Source organism: Streptomyces purpurascens, assembly GCF_045040895.1.
GTDB classification, from domain to species: Bacteria; Actinomycetota; Actinomycetes; order Streptomycetales; family Streptomycetaceae; genus Streptomyces; species Streptomyces purpurascens.
In genome coordinates, this window is sequence record NZ_CP108341.1 from 4,079,275 (window position 1) to 4,095,224 (window position 15,950).

Annotated in this window: 16 protein-coding genes; 7 read left to right on the forward strand and 9 right to left on the reverse strand. The window is 72.7% G+C overall.

Translation table 11 applies throughout. The features are described 5' to 3' along the window. Nucleotides 1-31 precede the first annotated feature (31 nt). A complete protein-coding gene (locus tag OHU35_RS18465; protein WP_189727079.1) occupies nucleotides 32-985 on the forward strand; it encodes an alpha/beta fold hydrolase in 954 nt (317 codons plus the stop codon). 25 nt (nucleotides 986-1,010) lie between these two features. On the opposite strand, the gene OHU35_RS18470 is transcribed toward OHU35_RS18465, so the two are convergent. The 3 genes from OHU35_RS18470 to OHU35_RS18480 form a co-directional block, all read right to left on the reverse strand. Continuing rightward, nucleotides 1,011-1,625, reverse strand: a complete 615-nt coding sequence (locus tag OHU35_RS18470; protein WP_189726966.1) for a hypothetical protein — start codon at nucleotides 1,623-1,625, stop codon at nucleotides 1,011-1,013. A 166-nt stretch (nucleotides 1,626-1,791) separates the two neighbouring features. Then, entirely contained in the window at nucleotides 1,792-4,188 is a 2,397-nt protein-coding gene (locus OHU35_RS18475) for a serine/threonine-protein kinase (RefSeq protein WP_359893498.1), read from the reverse strand. A gap of 192 nt (nucleotides 4,189-4,380) precedes the next feature. Continuing rightward, the gene (locus OHU35_RS18480; protein ID WP_189726967.1) at nucleotides 4,381-5,106 is read right to left on the reverse strand and encodes a VOC family protein; all 726 of its coding nucleotides are present in this window, start codon (nucleotides 5,104-5,106) and stop codon (nucleotides 4,381-4,383) included. A 122-nt stretch (nucleotides 5,107-5,228) separates the two neighbouring features. Here OHU35_RS18480 and OHU35_RS18485 point away from each other — a divergent pair, with 122 nt between their 5' ends. Further along, nucleotides 5,229-5,876: a TetR family transcriptional regulator gene (locus OHU35_RS18485; protein WP_229873153.1), complete on the forward strand. Its 648-nt coding sequence runs from the start codon at nucleotides 5,229-5,231 to the stop codon at nucleotides 5,874-5,876. A gap of 121 nt (nucleotides 5,877-5,997) precedes the next feature. Here OHU35_RS18485 and OHU35_RS18490 read toward each other — a convergent pair whose 3' ends face one another. After that, nucleotides 5,998-6,471, reverse strand: coding sequence for a nitroreductase family deazaflavin-dependent oxidoreductase (locus tag OHU35_RS18490; RefSeq protein WP_189726968.1), 474 nt, complete (start codon nucleotides 6,469-6,471; stop codon nucleotides 5,998-6,000). Next, nucleotides 6,468-7,655: an acyl-CoA dehydrogenase family protein gene (locus OHU35_RS18495; protein ID WP_189726969.1), complete on the reverse strand. Its 1,188-nt coding sequence runs from the start codon at nucleotides 7,653-7,655 to the stop codon at nucleotides 6,468-6,470. Before OHU35_RS18495 ends, OHU35_RS18490 begins: the two co-directional genes overlap by 4 nt. A gap of 106 nt (nucleotides 7,656-7,761) precedes the next feature. On the opposite strand from OHU35_RS18495, the gene OHU35_RS18500 reads away from it, so the two are divergent. From OHU35_RS18500 to OHU35_RS18510, 3 genes are all read left to right on the forward strand, one after another. Then, nucleotides 7,762-8,931 (forward strand): thiolase C-terminal domain-containing protein, encoded by a 1,170-nt coding sequence (locus tag OHU35_RS18500; RefSeq protein WP_189726970.1) that lies wholly within the window; start codon nucleotides 7,762-7,764, stop codon nucleotides 8,929-8,931. Nucleotides 8,932-9,047: 116 nt separating this feature from the next. Further along, nucleotides 9,048-9,473: a pyridoxamine 5'-phosphate oxidase family protein gene (locus OHU35_RS18505; protein WP_189726971.1), complete on the forward strand. Its 426-nt coding sequence runs from the start codon at nucleotides 9,048-9,050 to the stop codon at nucleotides 9,471-9,473. A gap of 27 nt (nucleotides 9,474-9,500) precedes the next feature. Further along, nucleotides 9,501-10,172 carry a pyridoxal 5'-phosphate synthase gene (locus OHU35_RS18510; RefSeq protein ID WP_189726972.1) on the forward strand — a complete coding sequence of 224 codons (672 nt, stop codon included), beginning with the start codon at nucleotides 9,501-9,503 and terminating at the stop codon, nucleotides 10,170-10,172. A gap of 6 nt (nucleotides 10,173-10,178) precedes the next feature. Here OHU35_RS18510 and OHU35_RS18515 read toward each other — a convergent pair whose 3' ends face one another. From OHU35_RS18515 to OHU35_RS18530, 4 genes are read right to left on the reverse strand one after another with little or no spacing between them, the layout of a single operon-like run. Then, nucleotides 10,179-11,036 carry a GNAT family N-acetyltransferase gene (locus OHU35_RS18515; protein WP_405506046.1) on the reverse strand — a complete coding sequence of 286 codons (858 nt, stop codon included), beginning with the start codon at nucleotides 11,034-11,036 and terminating at the stop codon, nucleotides 10,179-10,181. Nucleotides 11,037-11,076: 40 nt separating this feature from the next. After that, nucleotides 11,077-11,781 (reverse strand): GNAT family N-acetyltransferase, encoded by a 705-nt coding sequence (locus OHU35_RS18520; RefSeq protein WP_405506048.1) that lies wholly within the window; start codon nucleotides 11,779-11,781, stop codon nucleotides 11,077-11,079. A 36-nt stretch (nucleotides 11,782-11,817) separates the two neighbouring features. Further along, complete coding sequence (locus OHU35_RS18525) at nucleotides 11,818-12,234, reverse strand: Zn-ribbon domain-containing OB-fold protein (protein ID WP_189726975.1); 417 nt, start codon at nucleotides 12,232-12,234, stop codon at nucleotides 11,818-11,820. After that, nucleotides 12,234-12,683, reverse strand: coding sequence for a DoxX family protein (locus OHU35_RS18530; RefSeq protein WP_189726976.1), 450 nt, complete (start codon nucleotides 12,681-12,683; stop codon nucleotides 12,234-12,236). Before OHU35_RS18530 ends, OHU35_RS18525 begins: the two co-directional genes overlap by 1 nt. 223 nt (nucleotides 12,684-12,906) lie before the next feature. Between OHU35_RS18530 and OHU35_RS18535 the strand changes: the two genes are divergently transcribed. Both OHU35_RS18535 and OHU35_RS18540 read left to right on the forward strand, forming a co-directional pair. Continuing rightward, a complete protein-coding gene (locus OHU35_RS18535) occupies nucleotides 12,907-14,505 on the forward strand; it encodes a subtype B tannase (protein WP_229873154.1) in 1,599 nt (532 codons plus the stop codon). Nucleotides 14,506-14,722: 217 nt separating this feature from the next. Further along, on the forward strand, nucleotides 14,723-15,928 hold the full coding sequence (locus tag OHU35_RS18540) for an NAD(P)/FAD-dependent oxidoreductase (protein ID WP_189726977.1): 1,206 nt from the start codon (nucleotides 14,723-14,725) through the stop codon (nucleotides 15,926-15,928). The last annotated feature ends 22 nt before the right edge of the window (nucleotides 15,929-15,950 follow it).

Genomic DNA, 15,950 nt, shown 5'->3' on the forward strand with positions numbered 1-15,950 from the left:
CGCGTATGCTCGACCCGTGGTTGAGCATCGGATGATCGACGTGAACGGCATACAACTGCACATCGCGGAGCAGGGCGAGGGCCCGCTCGTGGTGCTGCTGCACGGTTTCCCGGAGTCCTGGCACTCCTGGCGGCACCAGTTCGGGCCGCTGGCCGAGGCCGGTTTCCGGGTGGTCGCGCCCGACCAGCGCGGGTACGGCGGCAGTGACCGCCCCGAGGACGTGTCCGCGTACAGCATCTTCCACCTGGTGGGCGATGTGGTCGGGCTGATCCACGCGCTGGGCGAGGAGCAGGCGTTCGTCGTCGGGCACGACTGGGGGGCGCCGGTGGCCTGGCACACCGCGCTGCTGCGGCCCGACGTCGTGCGCGGGGTCGCCGGGCTGAGCGTGCCGCCGCCCTTCCGTGGTGCGCAGCCGCCGCTCAAGACCATGCGGGAGCGGTTCGGCGGGCACTTCTACTGGAACTACTTCGAGGAGCCCGGCGTCGCGGACGCCGAGTTCGCCGCCGACACCCGCACCGCCCTGCGCAAGCTGCTGTACTCCGCCTCCGGTGACGCGCCGGACGCCGGCCGTCCCGAGCAGGCCCTGGTCGAGGACCTGGGGCGCGGCTGGCTCGCGGACGCCCCGAACCCCGAGGTGCTGCCCGACTGGCTCACCGAGGCGGACCTCGACACCCTCACCGAGAGCTTCGAGCCGGGCTTCACCGGCGCGCTCAACTGGTATCGCAACCTGGACCGCAACTGGGAGCTGACCGCCCCGTGGCAGGGCGCGGTCGTGTCCTCGCCCGCGCTGTACGTGTACGGCGACCGCGACCTGGTCCCGGCCTTCCCGGGCACGCCCGAACTGATCGAGGCACTGCCCGGGTTGATGCCGAACCTGCGGCGCGAGCCGGTCGTGCTGCCGGGCTGCGGCCACTGGACGCAGCAGGAGCGGCCCGCCGAGGTGAACAAGGTACTGATCGACTTCCTGACGGAACTGCGGGACTGAGCCCCGGTCCCGTCAGTCGTTCCCGTCAGTCGTCGACGAGGGCCTGGCGGTCGACCTCGCAGTGGTCGACCGAGTCGGCCAGGCCCGTGCCGCCGCCCACCTGGACGTCGACGGTGGCCTTGCCGTTCGCGGGGACGGTGACGTCCCCGTACCGGTCGATGACGGTGACGCCCTGAGCGTCCTCGAAGGTGACCGAGACGGAGAAGTCGGCCTCGCGGCCGTTGGGGTTGCTGACCTCGACGGTCGCGTACGGCCGGGCCGGGGTCGCGCAGCTCACCAGCTTCGCCGTGCCGTCCCGCAGCGCCTTGCGGCTGCCGGATCCGGCGGAGGACGTCGGCGTGGAGCCGTAGTTCGGCCTGCGGGTGTAGGAGCTGCCGCCACCGCTGCCGCCGCTGCCGCTGCCGCTGCTCCCGTAGGAGTCGTCGTCCGAGTCGTAGGACCCGCCGCCGTACCCGCCGCCCGAGGTCGACGACCTCGAGCTGTCGTGGTCCTGGCTGGAGCTGCTGCACCCGCCCCCACCGCTGCCACCGCCGTGACCGTGGCTACCGCCGCGGCCCCGGCCGGTCGAGAAGCCGGTCAGTGCCAGGACCACCAGGACCAGCACCGCTGTGAATTTGAGCCTGCGCCCCCGTATCTGCATGGCCGGGAGCCTAGTGATCGCCTGTCACGGTCATGTCACTGCGTGGCGACCGGCGCGTACCCGGCGTAGCGTCTTGGGTGAGAGCGGTGATCGGACCGCTCCCCGAAGCGACGGCCGCCGTCTGGAACCCTTCCGTGCGCCGGTACGACGGCCGTCCCCGGACGCGTCACGCGGTGCGTGCCGTGCCCGTGCCCTTCTCCGCGTCCAGCGCGTACACACAGCGGTCCTTGCTGCACGCGTACACCACCCCGTCCTGGACGACCGGGGAGCCGGTGATCTCGCCGCCCGTGGCGAGCTTCCAGCGCAGCCGGCCGTCGTCGGCCTTGAGGGTGTAGAGGAGATGGTCGGTGGAGCCGAAGTGGATGCGGCCCTCGGCCACCGAGGGGGCGCCCACGATGTCGCCGCCGGCCTGGAAGCGCCACTTGGGCGTGCCGGTGACCGCGTCGAGGGTGTAGAGGCCCTTGCCGCTGCCCACGTGGACATGGCCGGCGGCGACCAGGACGGGCTCGACGGAGGCGCGGGACTCGGTGGCGATGCGCCAGCGGTCGCGGCCGTCGGTGGCGTCGAGGGCGTACACCGTGCCGAGGTAGTCGGCGAGGTAGATGCCGCCGCCGGTGACGGCCGGGCCGGGGACGAAGGTGGGCGGGGAGAGGAAGACGGCCGGGGCCTCGAAGTGCCACTTCACATGCCCGGCGGCCACGTCGAGGGCCAGGACGCGGGTGCCGGCGCAGACGTACACGTAGCCGTCGGTCGCCGGGGTGATCCGGACCGGGACGCCGCCGCAGGAGGCCGCGTCGCCGATCGGGTACGACCAGCGCTCGTCGCCGGTGCGGGCGTCCAGGGCGCGCAGCCGGGCGTCCTGCCACGCGTAGACCGTGCCGTCGTGCAGGACGGGCCCGGCCTCGGGGGACTCGAAGTCGGTCTGGCAGCCGGTGATCTCCCAGAGCTTCTGGCCGGTCGAGGCCTCCCAGCCCTGGACGCCGCCGCCCCGGGTGCCGGTGACGACGGTGCCGCGGCCGGCTTGGAGCGCGTAGACCCAGGCGTCCGTCTGCAGGCGCCACAGGTCGGCGCCCTCACGGGCGTCCAGGGCGAACAGCGTGGGCCCGTCGGAGGCGTGGATACGGCCGTCCGCGACCGCCATGGACCAGGCGACGTCCCGGGTCTTGAAGCGGCGGCGGCCGGTGCCCACGTCCAGGGCGTGCACCTCGAAGGAGGTGACGTAGACGAGGTCGTCGGCGACGGAGGGGGTGCCCCAGACGTCGTTGGACATGCGGAAGCGCCAGGGCCGCCAGCCGCTCGCCTCGGGCGGCGCGACCGGGGCCGGGGGCGCGGCGACGGCGGGGCCCACGGCGGGGTCCGTGCCGTTGACGCCGGGGCGGGGCTTGGACCAGGAGGCGGCGAGGGCGGCCTCCGGAGGGGGTGCCTTGACGGCGGCGGCCCGGACGTCGGCGACGCGCGGGCCCGGGCCGATGGGCACCTGGCCGCCGGCCAGCCGGACGGGGCCGGTGTCGGGGCCGCCGCCCACGGGAGCCACCACGGACGCGGGCGCCGGGACGACGGGGTCGTGCGAGGGCGGGGGCGGGATGGGCGCGGGGCCGGGGGCCGGGACCGGGGCGGGGCGTCCGCCGCCGCTGCGGCCGGCGCCGGGGGCGGGCTTGCCGGCCGGGCGGCCGTTGCGGCGGGACTCGATCAGGCCCACGGCCCGCTCGGGCAGCCACGCGGAGGCGGTGCCGCTGTCGTCGGAGCCGGAGCCGAAGAGGTGGGGAGCCAGCTGGGCCTGGAGGTCGGCCGGGTTGGGGCGGCCCGTCGGCTCCATCTGCATACAGGACTCGATGAGCGGACGCAGCTCGTCCGGGAGGCCCTCCAGGTCCGGGCCCTCGCGCAGCAGCATGAAGACCGTCTCGACCGGGTTGGCGCCGTGGAACGGCGGGTGTCCGGTGGCGGCGAAGACCAGCATGGAGCCGAGGGAGAAGACGTCGGACGCGCCCGTGACGCTGCGGGAGTCCTTGGCCTGCTCGGGGGACATGTAGGCGGGTGTGCCGACGGCGACGTTCGTCATCGTCAAACGTGTGTTCGAAACGCCGGACGCGATGCCGAAGTCGATGACCCGGGGGCCGTCCTCGACGACGAGGACGTTGGAGGGCTTGAGGTCGCGGTGGACGAGCCCCGCACCGTGGATGGACTGGAGCGCCTCGGCCACGCCCGCCGCGAGCCAGCGCACCGCCTGGGCCGGCATCGGCCCGCAGTCGTTCACTATCTCCTCGAGGGAGGGCGCGGGGACGTAGGCGGTGGCCAGCCAGGGCACGGCGGCACGCGGGTCGGCGTCCACGACCGCGGCCGTGTAGAAACCGGAGACCGCGCGGGCCGCCTCCACCTCACGCGTGAAGCGGACCCGGAACAGCTGGTCCTCGGCCAGTTCCGTGCGGACGGTCTTGATCGCCACACGCCGGCCCGACGCCGAGCGCGCGAGATAGACCAGCCCCATGCCGCCGGCACCCAGCCGTCCCAGCACCTCGAACGGCCCGATCCGCCGCGGATCGTGCTGCGTCAGCTGATCCACCACTCTGCCTGCCACCTCCCCGTACGAGCCGCGCCAAGCCACATGTTCCACGCGACCCCGTGCAGCGTCTCACCACCGCACCGCCATGGCGGCACGCACCCCGATTCTTCCTGGCCGGAGCCGTGGTGGCGAACCCGGCGACGATTGGGGTGTCTCCGTACACACAGGGGCAAAAGATGACCATATGGCGCCAGGTCAGCGGCGCAGCAGCGCGAAGGACGCCCCCTGATCGTCCGTGACGACGGCGGCCGTGCCGTACGAGGTCTCGAACGGCGGGACCTGGACGCGGCCGCCGAGCCGGGTGACCTCCTCCAGCGCGGCCGGTACGTCCTCGACGGCGAAGTGGACGAGGAAGTGGGGCGGCATCTCGGCCGCGAAACGGTCGGAGACGGGGGCGCGGCCGAAGTCGGGCTCGGCGTCCGGCCCGAACAGGGCCTCCTGGAAGAGATCGCCGTAGAAGTCGTTGGCCGCCTCGGTGTCCCGCGCGTACAGCTCGGCCCAGGCGAAGGTGCCCGGCTCGTGCCGCTTGCCGAAACCGGCGTGCTCGTCCGGCTGCCACAGGGCGAAGACGGCCCCCTCCGGGTCGGTGACCAGGGCGGTGACACCCAGGTCACCGGCCGGTACCGGCGCCGAGACGACCTGCCCGCCGGCCGACCGGATGCGCCGGACCAGCGCCGGGGCGTCCGGGGTCGCGAAGTACACCGTCCAGACGGTGGGCAGCCGGCCGTCCACCTTGCGGACCAGGGCGGCCACGGGTTCGCCGTCCTTCAGCGCCTCGGCGAAGGAGCCGTACCACTCGTCCTCGAAGGTCCACCCGAAAAGTTCACCGTAGAACCGCTTGCCCGCCTCGACGTCGCGAAGCTGCGCGTCCACCCAGCAGGGGATGCCCTCTGCGTACACCGATGCCCTGTTTTCGGCCATGCCGCCAACGTAACCGCGACGGCCGCAGCCCGCAGACCAGGCACACCAGTCTCCGCACTCCCTTACACCCCATTTGCAGTCGGCCGAATCGCGCCTCGATCCCGCCTCGGTAAGCTGACGTCATGACAGGACAAGTGCGTACCGTCGACGGCCGCGTGGCCGGCCGGCGTGGGCAGGCGACCCGGCAGAAGCTGCTCGACTGCCTCAGCGAGATGCTCAGCTCCTCCCCGTACCGGGATGTCAAAGTCATCGATGTCGCCCGGAAGGCGGGCACTTCGCCCGCGACCTTCTACCAGTACTTCCCGGACGTCGAGGGCGCCGTCCTGGAGATCGCCGAGCAAATGGCGACCGAGGGCGCCGCGTTGACCGAGCTCCTGGAGGGCCGCTCCTGGGCCGGCAAGGCCGGCTGGCAGACGGCGCAGGAACTCGTCGACGGGTTCCTGGAGTTCTGGCGCAAGAACGACGCGATCCTCCGGGTCGTCGATCTCGGCGCCGCCGAGGGCGACAAGCGCTTCTACAAGCTCCGGATGAAGATCCTCAACTCGGTGAACAACTCCCTCGCGGACGCCGTCGCCGAGCTCCAGGCCAAGGGCAGGGTCGACAAGGACGTGAACCCGGCGGCCGTCGCCGGCTCGCTGGTCGCGATGCTCGCCGCCGTGGCCTCGCACCAGAAGGGCTTCACCTCCTGGGGCGTGAAGCAGGCCGAACTGAAACCGAACCTGGCGCTGTTGGTGCACCTGGGCGTCACCGGCAGAAAGCCGACGAAGTAGCCGCCCGCGCCTTCGGCTCTTTTCCCGCCCCAAGTCCTGTCTGCCAGGCGGCGGTCCACCCGGGTGGACCGCCGCCTGTCGCGCTCTCCGCCTTCGTGTGGCTTCTGCCTCCGCGCGACTCCTAGCTCCGTACGATCCTGAACAGCCGGATCTCCCGCTCCACCCGCGCCTGGTACGCGGCGTACGGCGGCCAGAACTCCAGCACCGCCTTCCATGCCGCCGCCCGCTCCTCCCCCTCCAGCAGCCTGGCCGTGACCGGGATGTCCTGGCCCTTCCAGCTGATCTCGGCTCTCGGATGGGCCAGCAGATTGTGGCTCCAGGCGGGGTGCCCCTCACGCCCGAAGTTGGACCCGACCAGGACCCAGCCGCGCTCCCCGTCGCTCTCCGGCATGCAGGCCAGCGGCGTACGCCGGGCCAGCCCGCTGCGCGCCCCGGTTGAGGTCAGCACCACGCCCGGCAGCAGCTGCGCGCTGAGCAGCACCTTTCCGCGGGTGAGCCGGTGCACGGCCCGGTCCAGGGCCGGGAACACATGCGGGGCCACCCGCGCGAACCCCGGAGCGGAGGACACCTTCTGCACGAACCGCACGCCCCTCATCGGCCGGCCTCCTCGAAGACATGCGCCGCGTCGGCGGCCTGCGCCCGCAGCCGGTGCACCGGCCCGAACAGCAGCTCGTCCCCTGCGGCACGCTTGAAGTACAGATGCGTCTCGTGCTCCCAGGTGAACCCGATGCCGCCGTGCAGCTGGATCCCCTCGGCGGCGGCCCCACGCAGGGCCTGCAGCGCCTGGGCGAGGGCGAGCCCGCCCGCCTTCTCGCCGTCGGCGGCGGCGCCGGCCCAGGCCGCGTAGTACGCCGCCGAGCGGGCCGCCCGCACCTGGACGTAGGCGTCGGCCAGCCGGTGCTTGACCGCCTGGAAGGAGCCGACCGGCCGCCCGAACTGCTCGCGCCGCCCCACGTACTCCACGGTCCGTTCCAGCACCCGGTCGGCCGCCCCCACGGCCTCGGCGGCGAGACAGACGGCGGCGGTGTCACCGAGCCGGGCGAGGGCGGCCAGGACGTCGTCGCCCTCACGACCCAGCAACTCGGCTTCCACCTGGCGGAGTTGAACGCGCGCCTGCGGACGGGTCGCGTCCAGCGCGGTCTGCCGTACGCGGGTGAGCCCCTCGGCGTCCGACCGTACGAGGAAGAGCAGGACGCGGGAACGGGCGAACCCCCCGGCGTGCGCGGCGACCAGGAGCAGCCCCGCGCTGTGCCCGTCGAGGACCTGCCCGGCCTCCCCGTACAGCCGCCAGCCGCCGTCCGCCTGCCGGGCCTGCACTCCCCCGGCCCGTCCGCCGCCGGCCCACGCCCCGCGCCGGTCGTGGCCGGTGAGCGCGAGGGCGGCGGTGAGGGCGGGTCCCGGTACGGCGAGGGCGGCGGTGAGTGCGCCGGAGGCGATGCGCGGGAGGAGGTCAGCCCGCTGGGCGTCGGTGCCGAGGGCCAGGAGCAGCGGGGCCACGAGGACGGCCGTGGCGAGCAGGGGCGAGGGGGCGAGGGCCCGGCCCGTCTCCTCGCAGGCGAGGGCCAGCTCGGTGACCGAGCAGCCGACACCACCGTAGGCCTCGGGGAGGGCCAGCCCGGGCAGGCCGAGCTGGTCGGCGAGGGCGGTCCACAGGGCCGGGTCGTGTCCGGCCGGGGTGTCGAGGGCGGCCCGCAGCTCCCCCGGACCGCACCGCTTGTGGAGCAGGTCGCGCAGGGTGCGGCGGATCTCGTCCTGTTCGGCGGTGAGGCGGGCGTCCATGGGCTACCTCCGCATCTGACGGTGCGTCATATTAGGGCGCCGGAGCGGGAATGCCCAGAGTCCCGGCGCTCCCGTCGGCGGCCTTATCTGATGTACCGTCAGATTCATGGTTGCCCGGAGGAAAGTGGCCGTCGTCGGCGTGGCCCTCTCGGACTGCGGCCGCGTGGACGACGCGACCCCGTACGCCCTGCACGCCCAGGCGGCCCGCCGCGCCCTGGCCGACGCGGGCCTGGACCGCTCGCTGGTCGACGGCTTCGCCTCGGCGGGCTTGGGCACGCTGGCCCCCGTCGAGGTCGCCGAATACCTGGGGCTGCGCCCCACCTGGGTCGACTCCACCTCCGTCGGCGGCTCCACCTGGGAGGTCATGGCGGCCCACGCGGCGGACGCGATCGCGGCCGGGCACGCGCGCGTGGTGCTGCTCGCCTACGGCTCGACGGCCCGCGCGGACGTCAGGGCGGGCCGCCGCACCGGGACGCTGTCCTTCGGCACCCGCGGCCCCCTGCAGTTCGAGGCCCCCTACGGCCACACCCTGATCGCCAAGTACGCCATGGCGGCCCGCCGCCACATGATCGAGTACGGCACGACGATCGAGCAGCTCGCCGAGGTGGCGGTCCAGGCCCGGGCCAACGCGGCCCTGAACCCGGAGGCGATGTTCCGCACCCCGGTCACGCCGGACGAGATCGCCTCCGGCCCGATGATCGCGGACCCCTTCACCAAGCTGCACTGCTGCGTCCGTTCCGACGGCGGGGCGGCGGTGCTGCTGGCGGCGGAGGAGTACGTACGGGACTGCCGCACGGAACCGGTGTGGGTACTGGGAAGCGGGGAGCACGTCAGCCACTCCGCGATGTCCGAGTGGCCGGACTTCACGGTGTCACCGGCGGCGGTGAGCGGACGGCTGGCCTTCGAGCGGGCGGGCGTACGGCCCTCGGATATCGACTTCGCCGAGATCTACGACGCGTTCACCTACATGACCCTGGTGACGCTGGAGGACCTCGGCTTCTGCGCGAAGGGCGAGGGCGGGGCGTTCGTGGAGAAGGGCCGGCTGCGGGTCGAGGGCGGCGAGCTGCCGGTGAACACCGACGGGGGAGGTCTTTCCGCCCAACACCCGGGGATGCGGGGGCTGTTCCTGCTGGTGGAGGCGGTTCGGCAGCTGCGGGGCGAGTGCGGCGACCGGCAGGTGCGGCGGGGCGACGGCTCCCTGCCGCGACTGACGGTGGCGTCCGGGACGGGGGGCTGGTTCTGCTCGTCGGGGACGGTGGTGCTGGGGGCGGGGTGAGGGAACACGGGCGCCGGGGCGGTGGCGCAGGGGACGGGGTGTGAGGGAACACGGGCGCCGGGGTTGGTGTTGGGTTCGTGAGAAGGATCTGAGCGAGCCGCTGGAGGAGACCCGGAATGGCCCTGACCCGCGAAGAGCGCGAACAGTTCCTGGCCGAGCCGCATGTCGCCGCACTCGCGGTCGACGCGGGGGCGGGCCGCGCCCCGCTCACGGTGCCCATCTGGTACCAGTACGAGCCCGGCGGCGACATCTGGATCATGACCGGCCTCGACTCCCGCAAGAACGAGTTGATCAGCGCGGCGGGCCGGTTCTCGCTGATGGTGGACCGGCTCGAACCCACGATCCGGTACGTGTCGGTCGAGGGCCCGGTCCTCGACACGTCCCCCGCGACCCTGGACCGGCTCCGGGAGATCTCCGCGCGCTACCTCCCGGCGGACAAGGTCGACGGCTATGTCGACTTCGCCTGGAAGAACCACGGAGAGCAGCTGGTGCTGCGGATGCGGCCGGAGCGGTGGGTGTCGTCGGACCTGGGACAGGTCTGACGAACACCCCCGGGTGACAATCGGCCCATGGCACCCGATCTTCACAAGCTGCTGAGGTCACTGCGCGTCTGGGACCCGCAGTCCACTCACCTGCCCCCCTTCGACCCGAGCGCCGCCCCCGCCACCCCGCTGCCGCTCTTCACCGAGTGGTTCGCGGCGGCGGTGGCGGCCGGGCAGACCGAGCCGCACACCATGTCCCTGGCGACGTCGGACGAGTCCGGCCTGCCCGACGTACGGATCGTCATGCTGCACGGCGCGGACGAGACCGGCTGGTCCTTCGCGTCCCACGCCGGCAGCCGCAAGGGCCGGCACCTCGCCGCCCGCCCGTACGCCGCGCTCGCCTTCTACTGGCCGGTGCTGGGCCGCCAGGTCCGGGTACGCGGCCCGGTCACGGCCGCCCCGTCCGCCGACGCCCAGGGCGACCTGCACGCCCGCTCGACAGGCGCCCTGGCAGCCGCGCTGACCGGCCGCCAGAGCGAGGTCCTGGACTCGGTGGAGGAGCTGACCCGGGCATCCGAGGCGGCCTGGGAACGGGCCCGCGGCGAGCCGGAGGCTCCCGTACCGTCCTGGACCCTCTACCGGCTGCGGCCGGAGGAGGTGGAGTTCTTCCAGGGCGACGGCGAGCGGCGGCACGTACGGCTGCGCTACCGGCGCGGGGCGGATGAGGAGAGGTGGGAGCGGGAGCTGCTGTGGCCGTGAGGGGAGTCAGCTGAAGTCGTACACCGTGAAGTCCCCCACCGCCCGGTATCCGATCCGCTGGTACAGCCCGTTGCTGGTCGGGTTCGCCAGGTCCGTGAAGAGCAGTACCTCCTGTGCGCCGGAGGCGAGGGCGGTGCGGCTGATCTCGGCCGTGGCCGCGCCCGCGTAGCCGCGGCCGCGCAGGTGGGGTGGGGTGTAGACCGGGGCGACGCGGATCTGGCCGGCGATCCGAGGGGTCCTGCCGGCCATGGCGACGGGTGTGCCGTCCGGGGCCTCCCAGAAGGTGATGCCGCCCTGTTCGATGCGGGCGTCCGCCCACTCGCCGGCGTTCCGGACGGTGCCCATGCCGATGGCCTCGGTGAACTCGCTGTGCCAGCGGATGAGTTGGGCGCGGTCCGCCTCGACGGCGATCCGGGGCCCGCCGGGCGGCGCGGGGTCGGGCACGGTCAGGGTGCCGAGACGGTAGAGCCGCTGGCGCTGACGGAGGGTGGCCGTGGCGCCCGTGTGCCGCTGCCAGGCCTCGGTGAAGGCGGCGGCGGTGTCGCGGTCGGCGTTCACGCCGGGCAGGCGCTGCCCGAGAGCGGCCAGCCGCGCCGCGAGGGTGTCGGCCTCCTCGGGGGTGAGGGCGGTGAGGTTCAGCCAGTGGGGCGGGGTGCGGAAGAACGACGCCCGGACGGTCCCGTCCCGTTCCAGTACGCCGAACTCCGGCACCCCGTCGCCGTAGACGTGCGGTCCGCGGGTGCGCAGCGTCTCCGTGACGGTCAACGGGACGGTGTGCAGGGCTGGTTGGGTGCGGAGGAAGGATCCCGCGCGGGCGAGGAAGTCGTCGAGGTCGTGGGTGAGGTGCCAGTCGTCGGTGCGCATGCCCCATGGTGCCGCCCGGGCCCCCGCCGGCACCTCCGAATTAAGCCCCCGGCCCTCGCCCCGCTTCGGCCTCTGCCTCCGCCTCTGCCTCCGCCTCCGCTTCCGCCTCTGCCTCCGCTTCCGCTTCCGTTTCCGGTTGCGGTTGCGGTTGCGGTTGCGGTTGCGGATCCGTCGCCAGCCGCGCGTGCAGGTGGGCGTCCCGGAACGCGTCGTGCCGGCCTTCCTTGAAGATCGCCCCGCGCAGGGTTCCCTCGTACGCGAACCCGCATCGCTCGGCTATCCGGCACGACGCGTCGTGGCCGACCGCGTGGTCCAACTCCAGGCGGTGCAGGCCGAGTTCGCCGAAGGCCCAGCGGCTGGCGAGCAGCAGGGCCCGGGTGGCGACGCCCTGGCCGCGGGCCTCGGGGAGCACCCAGTAGCCGACGCGGGCGACCTTCAGGTGGTACTTGATCTCGTTGACGCCGATGTGCCCCAGCGCCGTATCGCTGCGCGCGTCCGCGACCCGGAACGACAGCGACGTGCCCTCCACGGCACTCTGCGCCCGCGCGAGCAGCGACTCCCGGGCACTCGCCCGGTCCGTGACCAGCCTCAGCGGGGTGTTCCAGCGCCGGAACTCCGGGTCCCGCATGCCGCGCAGCCACGTCTCGACGTCGGCGCCGGACGTGGCGTCCCAGGGGCGCAGACGGAGGCCGTGGCCGTGGAGTTCGGGCAGAGCGGTCGAGAACGGGTCGCGTATGGGGGCCATGGGGTCATTCAAGCCCGTGGGGAGGGAGGGGTCACCTCACTTGCCCGGTCCCGGCACCTGCCCGCTCCCGGGCACGATCCGGAACACCGGGATTCCCTCCCGGAACGCCACCTCCAGCTCCGCCCCGGCCGACAGCTCCCTCTCCCCCACCACCTCCGTCATCATCCGCGGCCCCTCGGCCAGGTCGACCACGGCAGCGACGTACGGCGTGCGTTCCGCGAAGGGCGGCAGGTCGTTGCGGTGGACGACGGACCAGGTGTAGAGGGTGGCCCGGCCGCTCGCGGGCTCCCAGACGACATCCTCGCTCCAGCAGCGGGGGCAGAACTCGCGCGGGTAGTGGTGGGCCCGTCCGCAGGCCCGGCAGCGGCGGATCAGCAACCGGCCCTCGGCTGCCGCGTCCCAGTACGTCCGGGTGAAGGCGTCGGGTTCGGGCAGGTCGAGACGCCCGGTCATCAGAACAGCCCCAGCGCGCTGTCCAGCGACCACGTCTGCCAGGACATCCCGAACAGTCCGACCACGGACATCAGCGCCATCATCGAGTTCTGCCCCTGCTCGGCGACGTCGTGGATCATGAGCGTGAGATAGAAGGCGTTGAGGAGGAACCCGCCGACCAGGGCGACCGGGGTGAGGAAGCCGGTGATCAGACCCAGGCCGAGGGCGAGTTCCGCGTAGACGACGACGTACGCCATCACGCGCGGGTGGGGTGCGACGACCGCGCCGAAGCCCGAACGGACGGCGCTCCAGCGGTGCTCGGCCGCTATCCCGGCCGCCCACTTGATGCCGGTGCCCCGTTCGAACCAGGCCTTGCGGTCCTTGTGCCGCCAGCTCTCCAGCCACCACAGCCCGAGCCCGATCCGCAGTACGGCCAGCCACTCCGCTCCGCCGAGCCAGATCGTGTCCATGCGATCTGACGGTACGTCAGTTATCTGGATCCGCAAGACCCTACGACAAGGCCCGGGCGCCCCCGGAACCTGTGCGCTCCCCAGGAAGCTATGCGTTCACAATGAGTCCGACAGAATTGTTGGCAATTTTGTCAGCGACTGGCTACGTTCGCTGAGGCAAGCCCGGATCGAGTCCACGGAGGGCGTCAACGTGAAGCACAGGGCAGTCAGGCGCAGGAGCGTCATGTTGGGGATCGGAGCGAGTGCCGGTGCCGCCGCGGTCGGCGGGATCGCCCTGAACGCACAGGCGTCGAGCGGCACGAACGGCTCGTCGGCCCGGACAGGCGGCCTCGTCTTCGACACCGACGGCTACACGGAGCAGACGACCACGATCACCGACGCGAACGGCGACGACCACGAGGTCGTCTACCGCTTCTGGAAGGCCGTCACCTATGTCGCCGCGCCGGTCGACGAGAAGTACCAGAGCCTGAACGTCAGCGTGCCCGTGAAGATCGACGGCAAGTCCGTCGACGCGAGCGGCGCGCCCATCCTCTTCGCCAACTCCGTCGGCGGCTACATGCCGTCGTCCGTCGCCGACGCCACCGGCGTGGGTGCCGGCGGAACGACCGGCATGCCCGGGGGCGGGACCGGCGCTCCCTCGCCTAGCGCCTCCGCGAGCGGCTCGGGCGAGGTGCAGTCCGGTGGCAACGGCATGGTGAACGCCCTGGGGAAGATGGTCAGCCTGCCGAAGCTGGCGCTGGCCGCCGGGTATGTCGTGGTCGAGCCGGGCGCCCGCGGCCGGACCCTGAAGAACTCCGAGGGCGAGTACTACGGCACCGCCCCGGCCGCCATCGTCGACCTGAAGGCCGCCGTCCGGTACGTCCGCGCCAACAAGGGCCGCATCCCGGGCGACACCGACCGGATCGTCTCCTCCGGCACCAGCGCGGGCGGCGCCCTGTCCTCGCTGCTCGGCGCCTCGGGCGACAGCCCCCTGTACGAGAAGTACCTGAGGGAACTCGGCGCGGCCGACGCCTCCGACGCCATCTTCGCCACCGGCGCCTGGTGCCCGATCACCGACCTGGAGCACGCCGACGGCGCCTACGAGTGGAACTGGGGCGCCAGCGTCGTCCAGGGCACGGGCAAGGTCGTCGACCGGACGGTGTCGAAGGAACTGGTCTCGCAGTTCGCCGAGTACCAGGCCTCGCTGAAGCTGCGCGGCCTCGGCGGCTTCGGCGCGCTCACCGCCCGCAACTACGACACGTACCTGCTCCAGCAGTACATGGAGCCCTCGGCCACCACTTACCTCAAGGCCCTGTCGGACGCCGACCGCGCCGCCTACCTGGCCGACCACACCTTCATCACCTGGAAGAACGGCAAGGCACGCTTCAGCTGGGCCGACTTCCTCACCCACGTCGGCGCCCGCAAGAAGACCACCCCGGCCTTCGACGCCTTCGACCTGTCCACCGGCGAGAACAACCTCTTCGGCACGGGCACGACCGGGACCCGCCACTTCACCGCGTACAGCCTGAAGCACGACACGACCGGCAACACCGGCACGCGGCTCGACGGCGACATCCCCGCGAAGCTGCGGCTGATGAACCCGATGCCCTTCCTCACCGGGGACAAGCCCAACGCCCACCGCACCAAGCACTGGTGGATCCGCCTCGGCACCAAGGACTCCGACACCTCGCACACGGTCTCCGCCAACCTCGCCGCCGCAGCGGCCGCGCTGGGCGACGACGTCAGCCACCTCTACTACTGGGACGAGGGACACGGCGCGAACACCGACCCGGGCGACTTCATCCAGTGGATCGCGAAGGTGACCGGCTACCGCATCAGGTAGCCCCCTCAGGACCGCGGCCTCCGATACTCCCGTCTGTCCGTATCGGAGGCCGCACCCCGGCCCCTCCCGCACCCGTCAGAAACGATCACGAGCCCGCCACAACCAGGCCCGCTACGCCACGAGCCCCACTCGCTCCTCCTACAGCCGTGATCAATCCGCAACCAATTCCGGTCTTGACCGAGACCCATCAAGCGGGCCCGTGGTTACGCTCCCGCTCATGGCCGACTCCACGCCCTCCCCACACTCCTCCGCGCACCCCGCACCGGACCGCCCCGTCTACGTCATCGGCGGCGGCCCCGGCGGTCTCGCCGCCGCGTACGCGCTGCGCGCCCGGGGCATACGGGCCGTCGTCCTGGAGAAGTCCGACCGGGTCGGGGCGTCCTGGCGCCGCCACTACGACCGGCTGCATCTGCACACCACCCGCCGCCTGTCGGCGCTGCCCGGGCTGCCGATGCCGCGCCGGTTCGGGCGGTGGGTCTCCCGGGACAACGTGGTGCGGTACCTGGAGAAGTACGCCGAGCACCACCGCCTGGAGATCGTCACCGGCGTCGAGGTGTCCCGGATCGAGCGCGCGCCCGACGGCACGGGCTGGCTGCTGCACGCCACCGGCGGCCGAGAGCTGACCGGCTCCGCGGTGGTCGTGGCGACCGGCTACAACCACACTCCGCGCCTGCCGGACTGGCCCGGCCGCGAGGCCTTCACCGGCGAGTTCCTGCACGCCGGGGAGTATCGCGACGGAGCGCCCTACGCCGGCCGGGACGTCCTCGTCGTCGGGATCGGGAACACCGGTGCCGAGATCGCCGTGGACCTGGTGGAGAGCGGCGCCTCCCGGGTCCGGCTGGCCGTGCGCACCGTCCCGCACCTCGTACGCCGTTCGACCGCCGGCTGGGCCGCCCAGTACAGCGGTGTCCTCGTACGCCATCTCCCGGTCGGCCTCGTCGACCGGATCTCCCGGGCGCAGGCCAAGGTGGCGATCCCCGACCTGTCGGCGCACGGACTGCCGCGCCCCGACACCGGGCTGTACACCCGGGTGAAGCAGGGCGCGATCCCGGTGCAGGACGTCGGCCTGATCGACGCCGTGCGCAAGGGCGAGGTCGAGATCGTGGCCGCCGTGGAGTCCTTCGAGGGCGACGGCAAGATCGTGCTGGCCGACGGCACCCGGCTCTCCCCTGACGCCGTGATAGCCGCCACCGGGTACGTCCGCGCCCTGGAGGGCCTGGTCGGCCACCTCGAGGTGCTCGACGCCCGCGGCAAACCGGTCGTCCACGGCGCCCGCAGCCCGAAGACGGCCCCCGGCCTGCACTTCACCGGCTTCACCAACCCGATCAGCGGCAATCTGCGCGAGCTGGCGCTCGACGCGGTGCGCATCGCCAAGGCCATCGCGCGGGACACCTCGGGGAGGGTGTCCCGGCTGCCGGGCTGAGACCGGGGCGTCGCAACTTGCT

Bases quoted from the DNA above. Each gene is read 5' to 3' on its own strand.
- OHU35_RS18520 (WP_405506048.1), bottom strand. From the start codon at position 11,781: ATGGCCCCCATACGCGACCCGTTCTCGACCGCTCTGCCCGAACTCCAC.
- OHU35_RS18525 (WP_189726975.1), bottom strand. From the start codon at position 12,234: ATGACCGGGCGTCTCGACCTGCCCGAACCCGACGCCTTCACCCGGACG.
- OHU35_RS18500 (WP_189726970.1), top strand. From the start codon at position 7,762: ATGGTTGCCCGGAGGAAAGTGGCCGTCGTCGGCGTGGCCCTCTCGGAC.
- OHU35_RS18490 (WP_189726968.1), bottom strand. From the start codon at position 6,471: ATGAGGGGCGTGCGGTTCGTGCAGAAGGTGTCCTCCGCTCCGGGGTTC.
- OHU35_RS18510 (WP_189726972.1), top strand. From the start codon at position 9,501: ATGGCACCCGATCTTCACAAGCTGCTGAGGTCACTGCGCGTCTGGGAC.
- OHU35_RS18480 (WP_189726967.1), bottom strand. From the start codon at position 5,106: ATGGCCGAAAACAGGGCATCGGTGTACGCAGAGGGCATCCCCTGCTGG.
- OHU35_RS18515 (WP_405506046.1), bottom strand. From the start codon at position 11,036: ATGCGCACCGACGACTGGCACCTCACCCACGACCTCGACGACTTCCTC.
- OHU35_RS18485 (WP_229873153.1), top strand. From the start codon at position 5,229: ATGACAGGACAAGTGCGTACCGTCGACGGCCGCGTGGCCGGCCGGCGT.
- OHU35_RS18535 (WP_229873154.1), top strand. From the start codon at position 12,907: ATGTTGGGGATCGGAGCGAGTGCCGGTGCCGCCGCGGTCGGCGGGATC.
- OHU35_RS18505 (WP_189726971.1), top strand. From the start codon at position 9,048: ATGGCCCTGACCCGCGAAGAGCGCGAACAGTTCCTGGCCGAGCCGCAT.
- OHU35_RS18465 (WP_189727079.1), top strand. From the start codon at position 32: ATGATCGACGTGAACGGCATACAACTGCACATCGCGGAGCAGGGCGAG.
- OHU35_RS18540 (WP_189726977.1), top strand. From the start codon at position 14,723: ATGGCCGACTCCACGCCCTCCCCACACTCCTCCGCGCACCCCGCACCG.
- OHU35_RS18470 (WP_189726966.1), bottom strand. From the start codon at position 1,625: ATGCAGATACGGGGGCGCAGGCTCAAATTCACAGCGGTGCTGGTCCTG.
- OHU35_RS18495 (WP_189726969.1), bottom strand. From the start codon at position 7,655: ATGGACGCCCGCCTCACCGCCGAACAGGACGAGATCCGCCGCACCCTG.
- OHU35_RS18530 (WP_189726976.1), bottom strand. From the start codon at position 12,683: ATGGACACGATCTGGCTCGGCGGAGCGGAGTGGCTGGCCGTACTGCGG.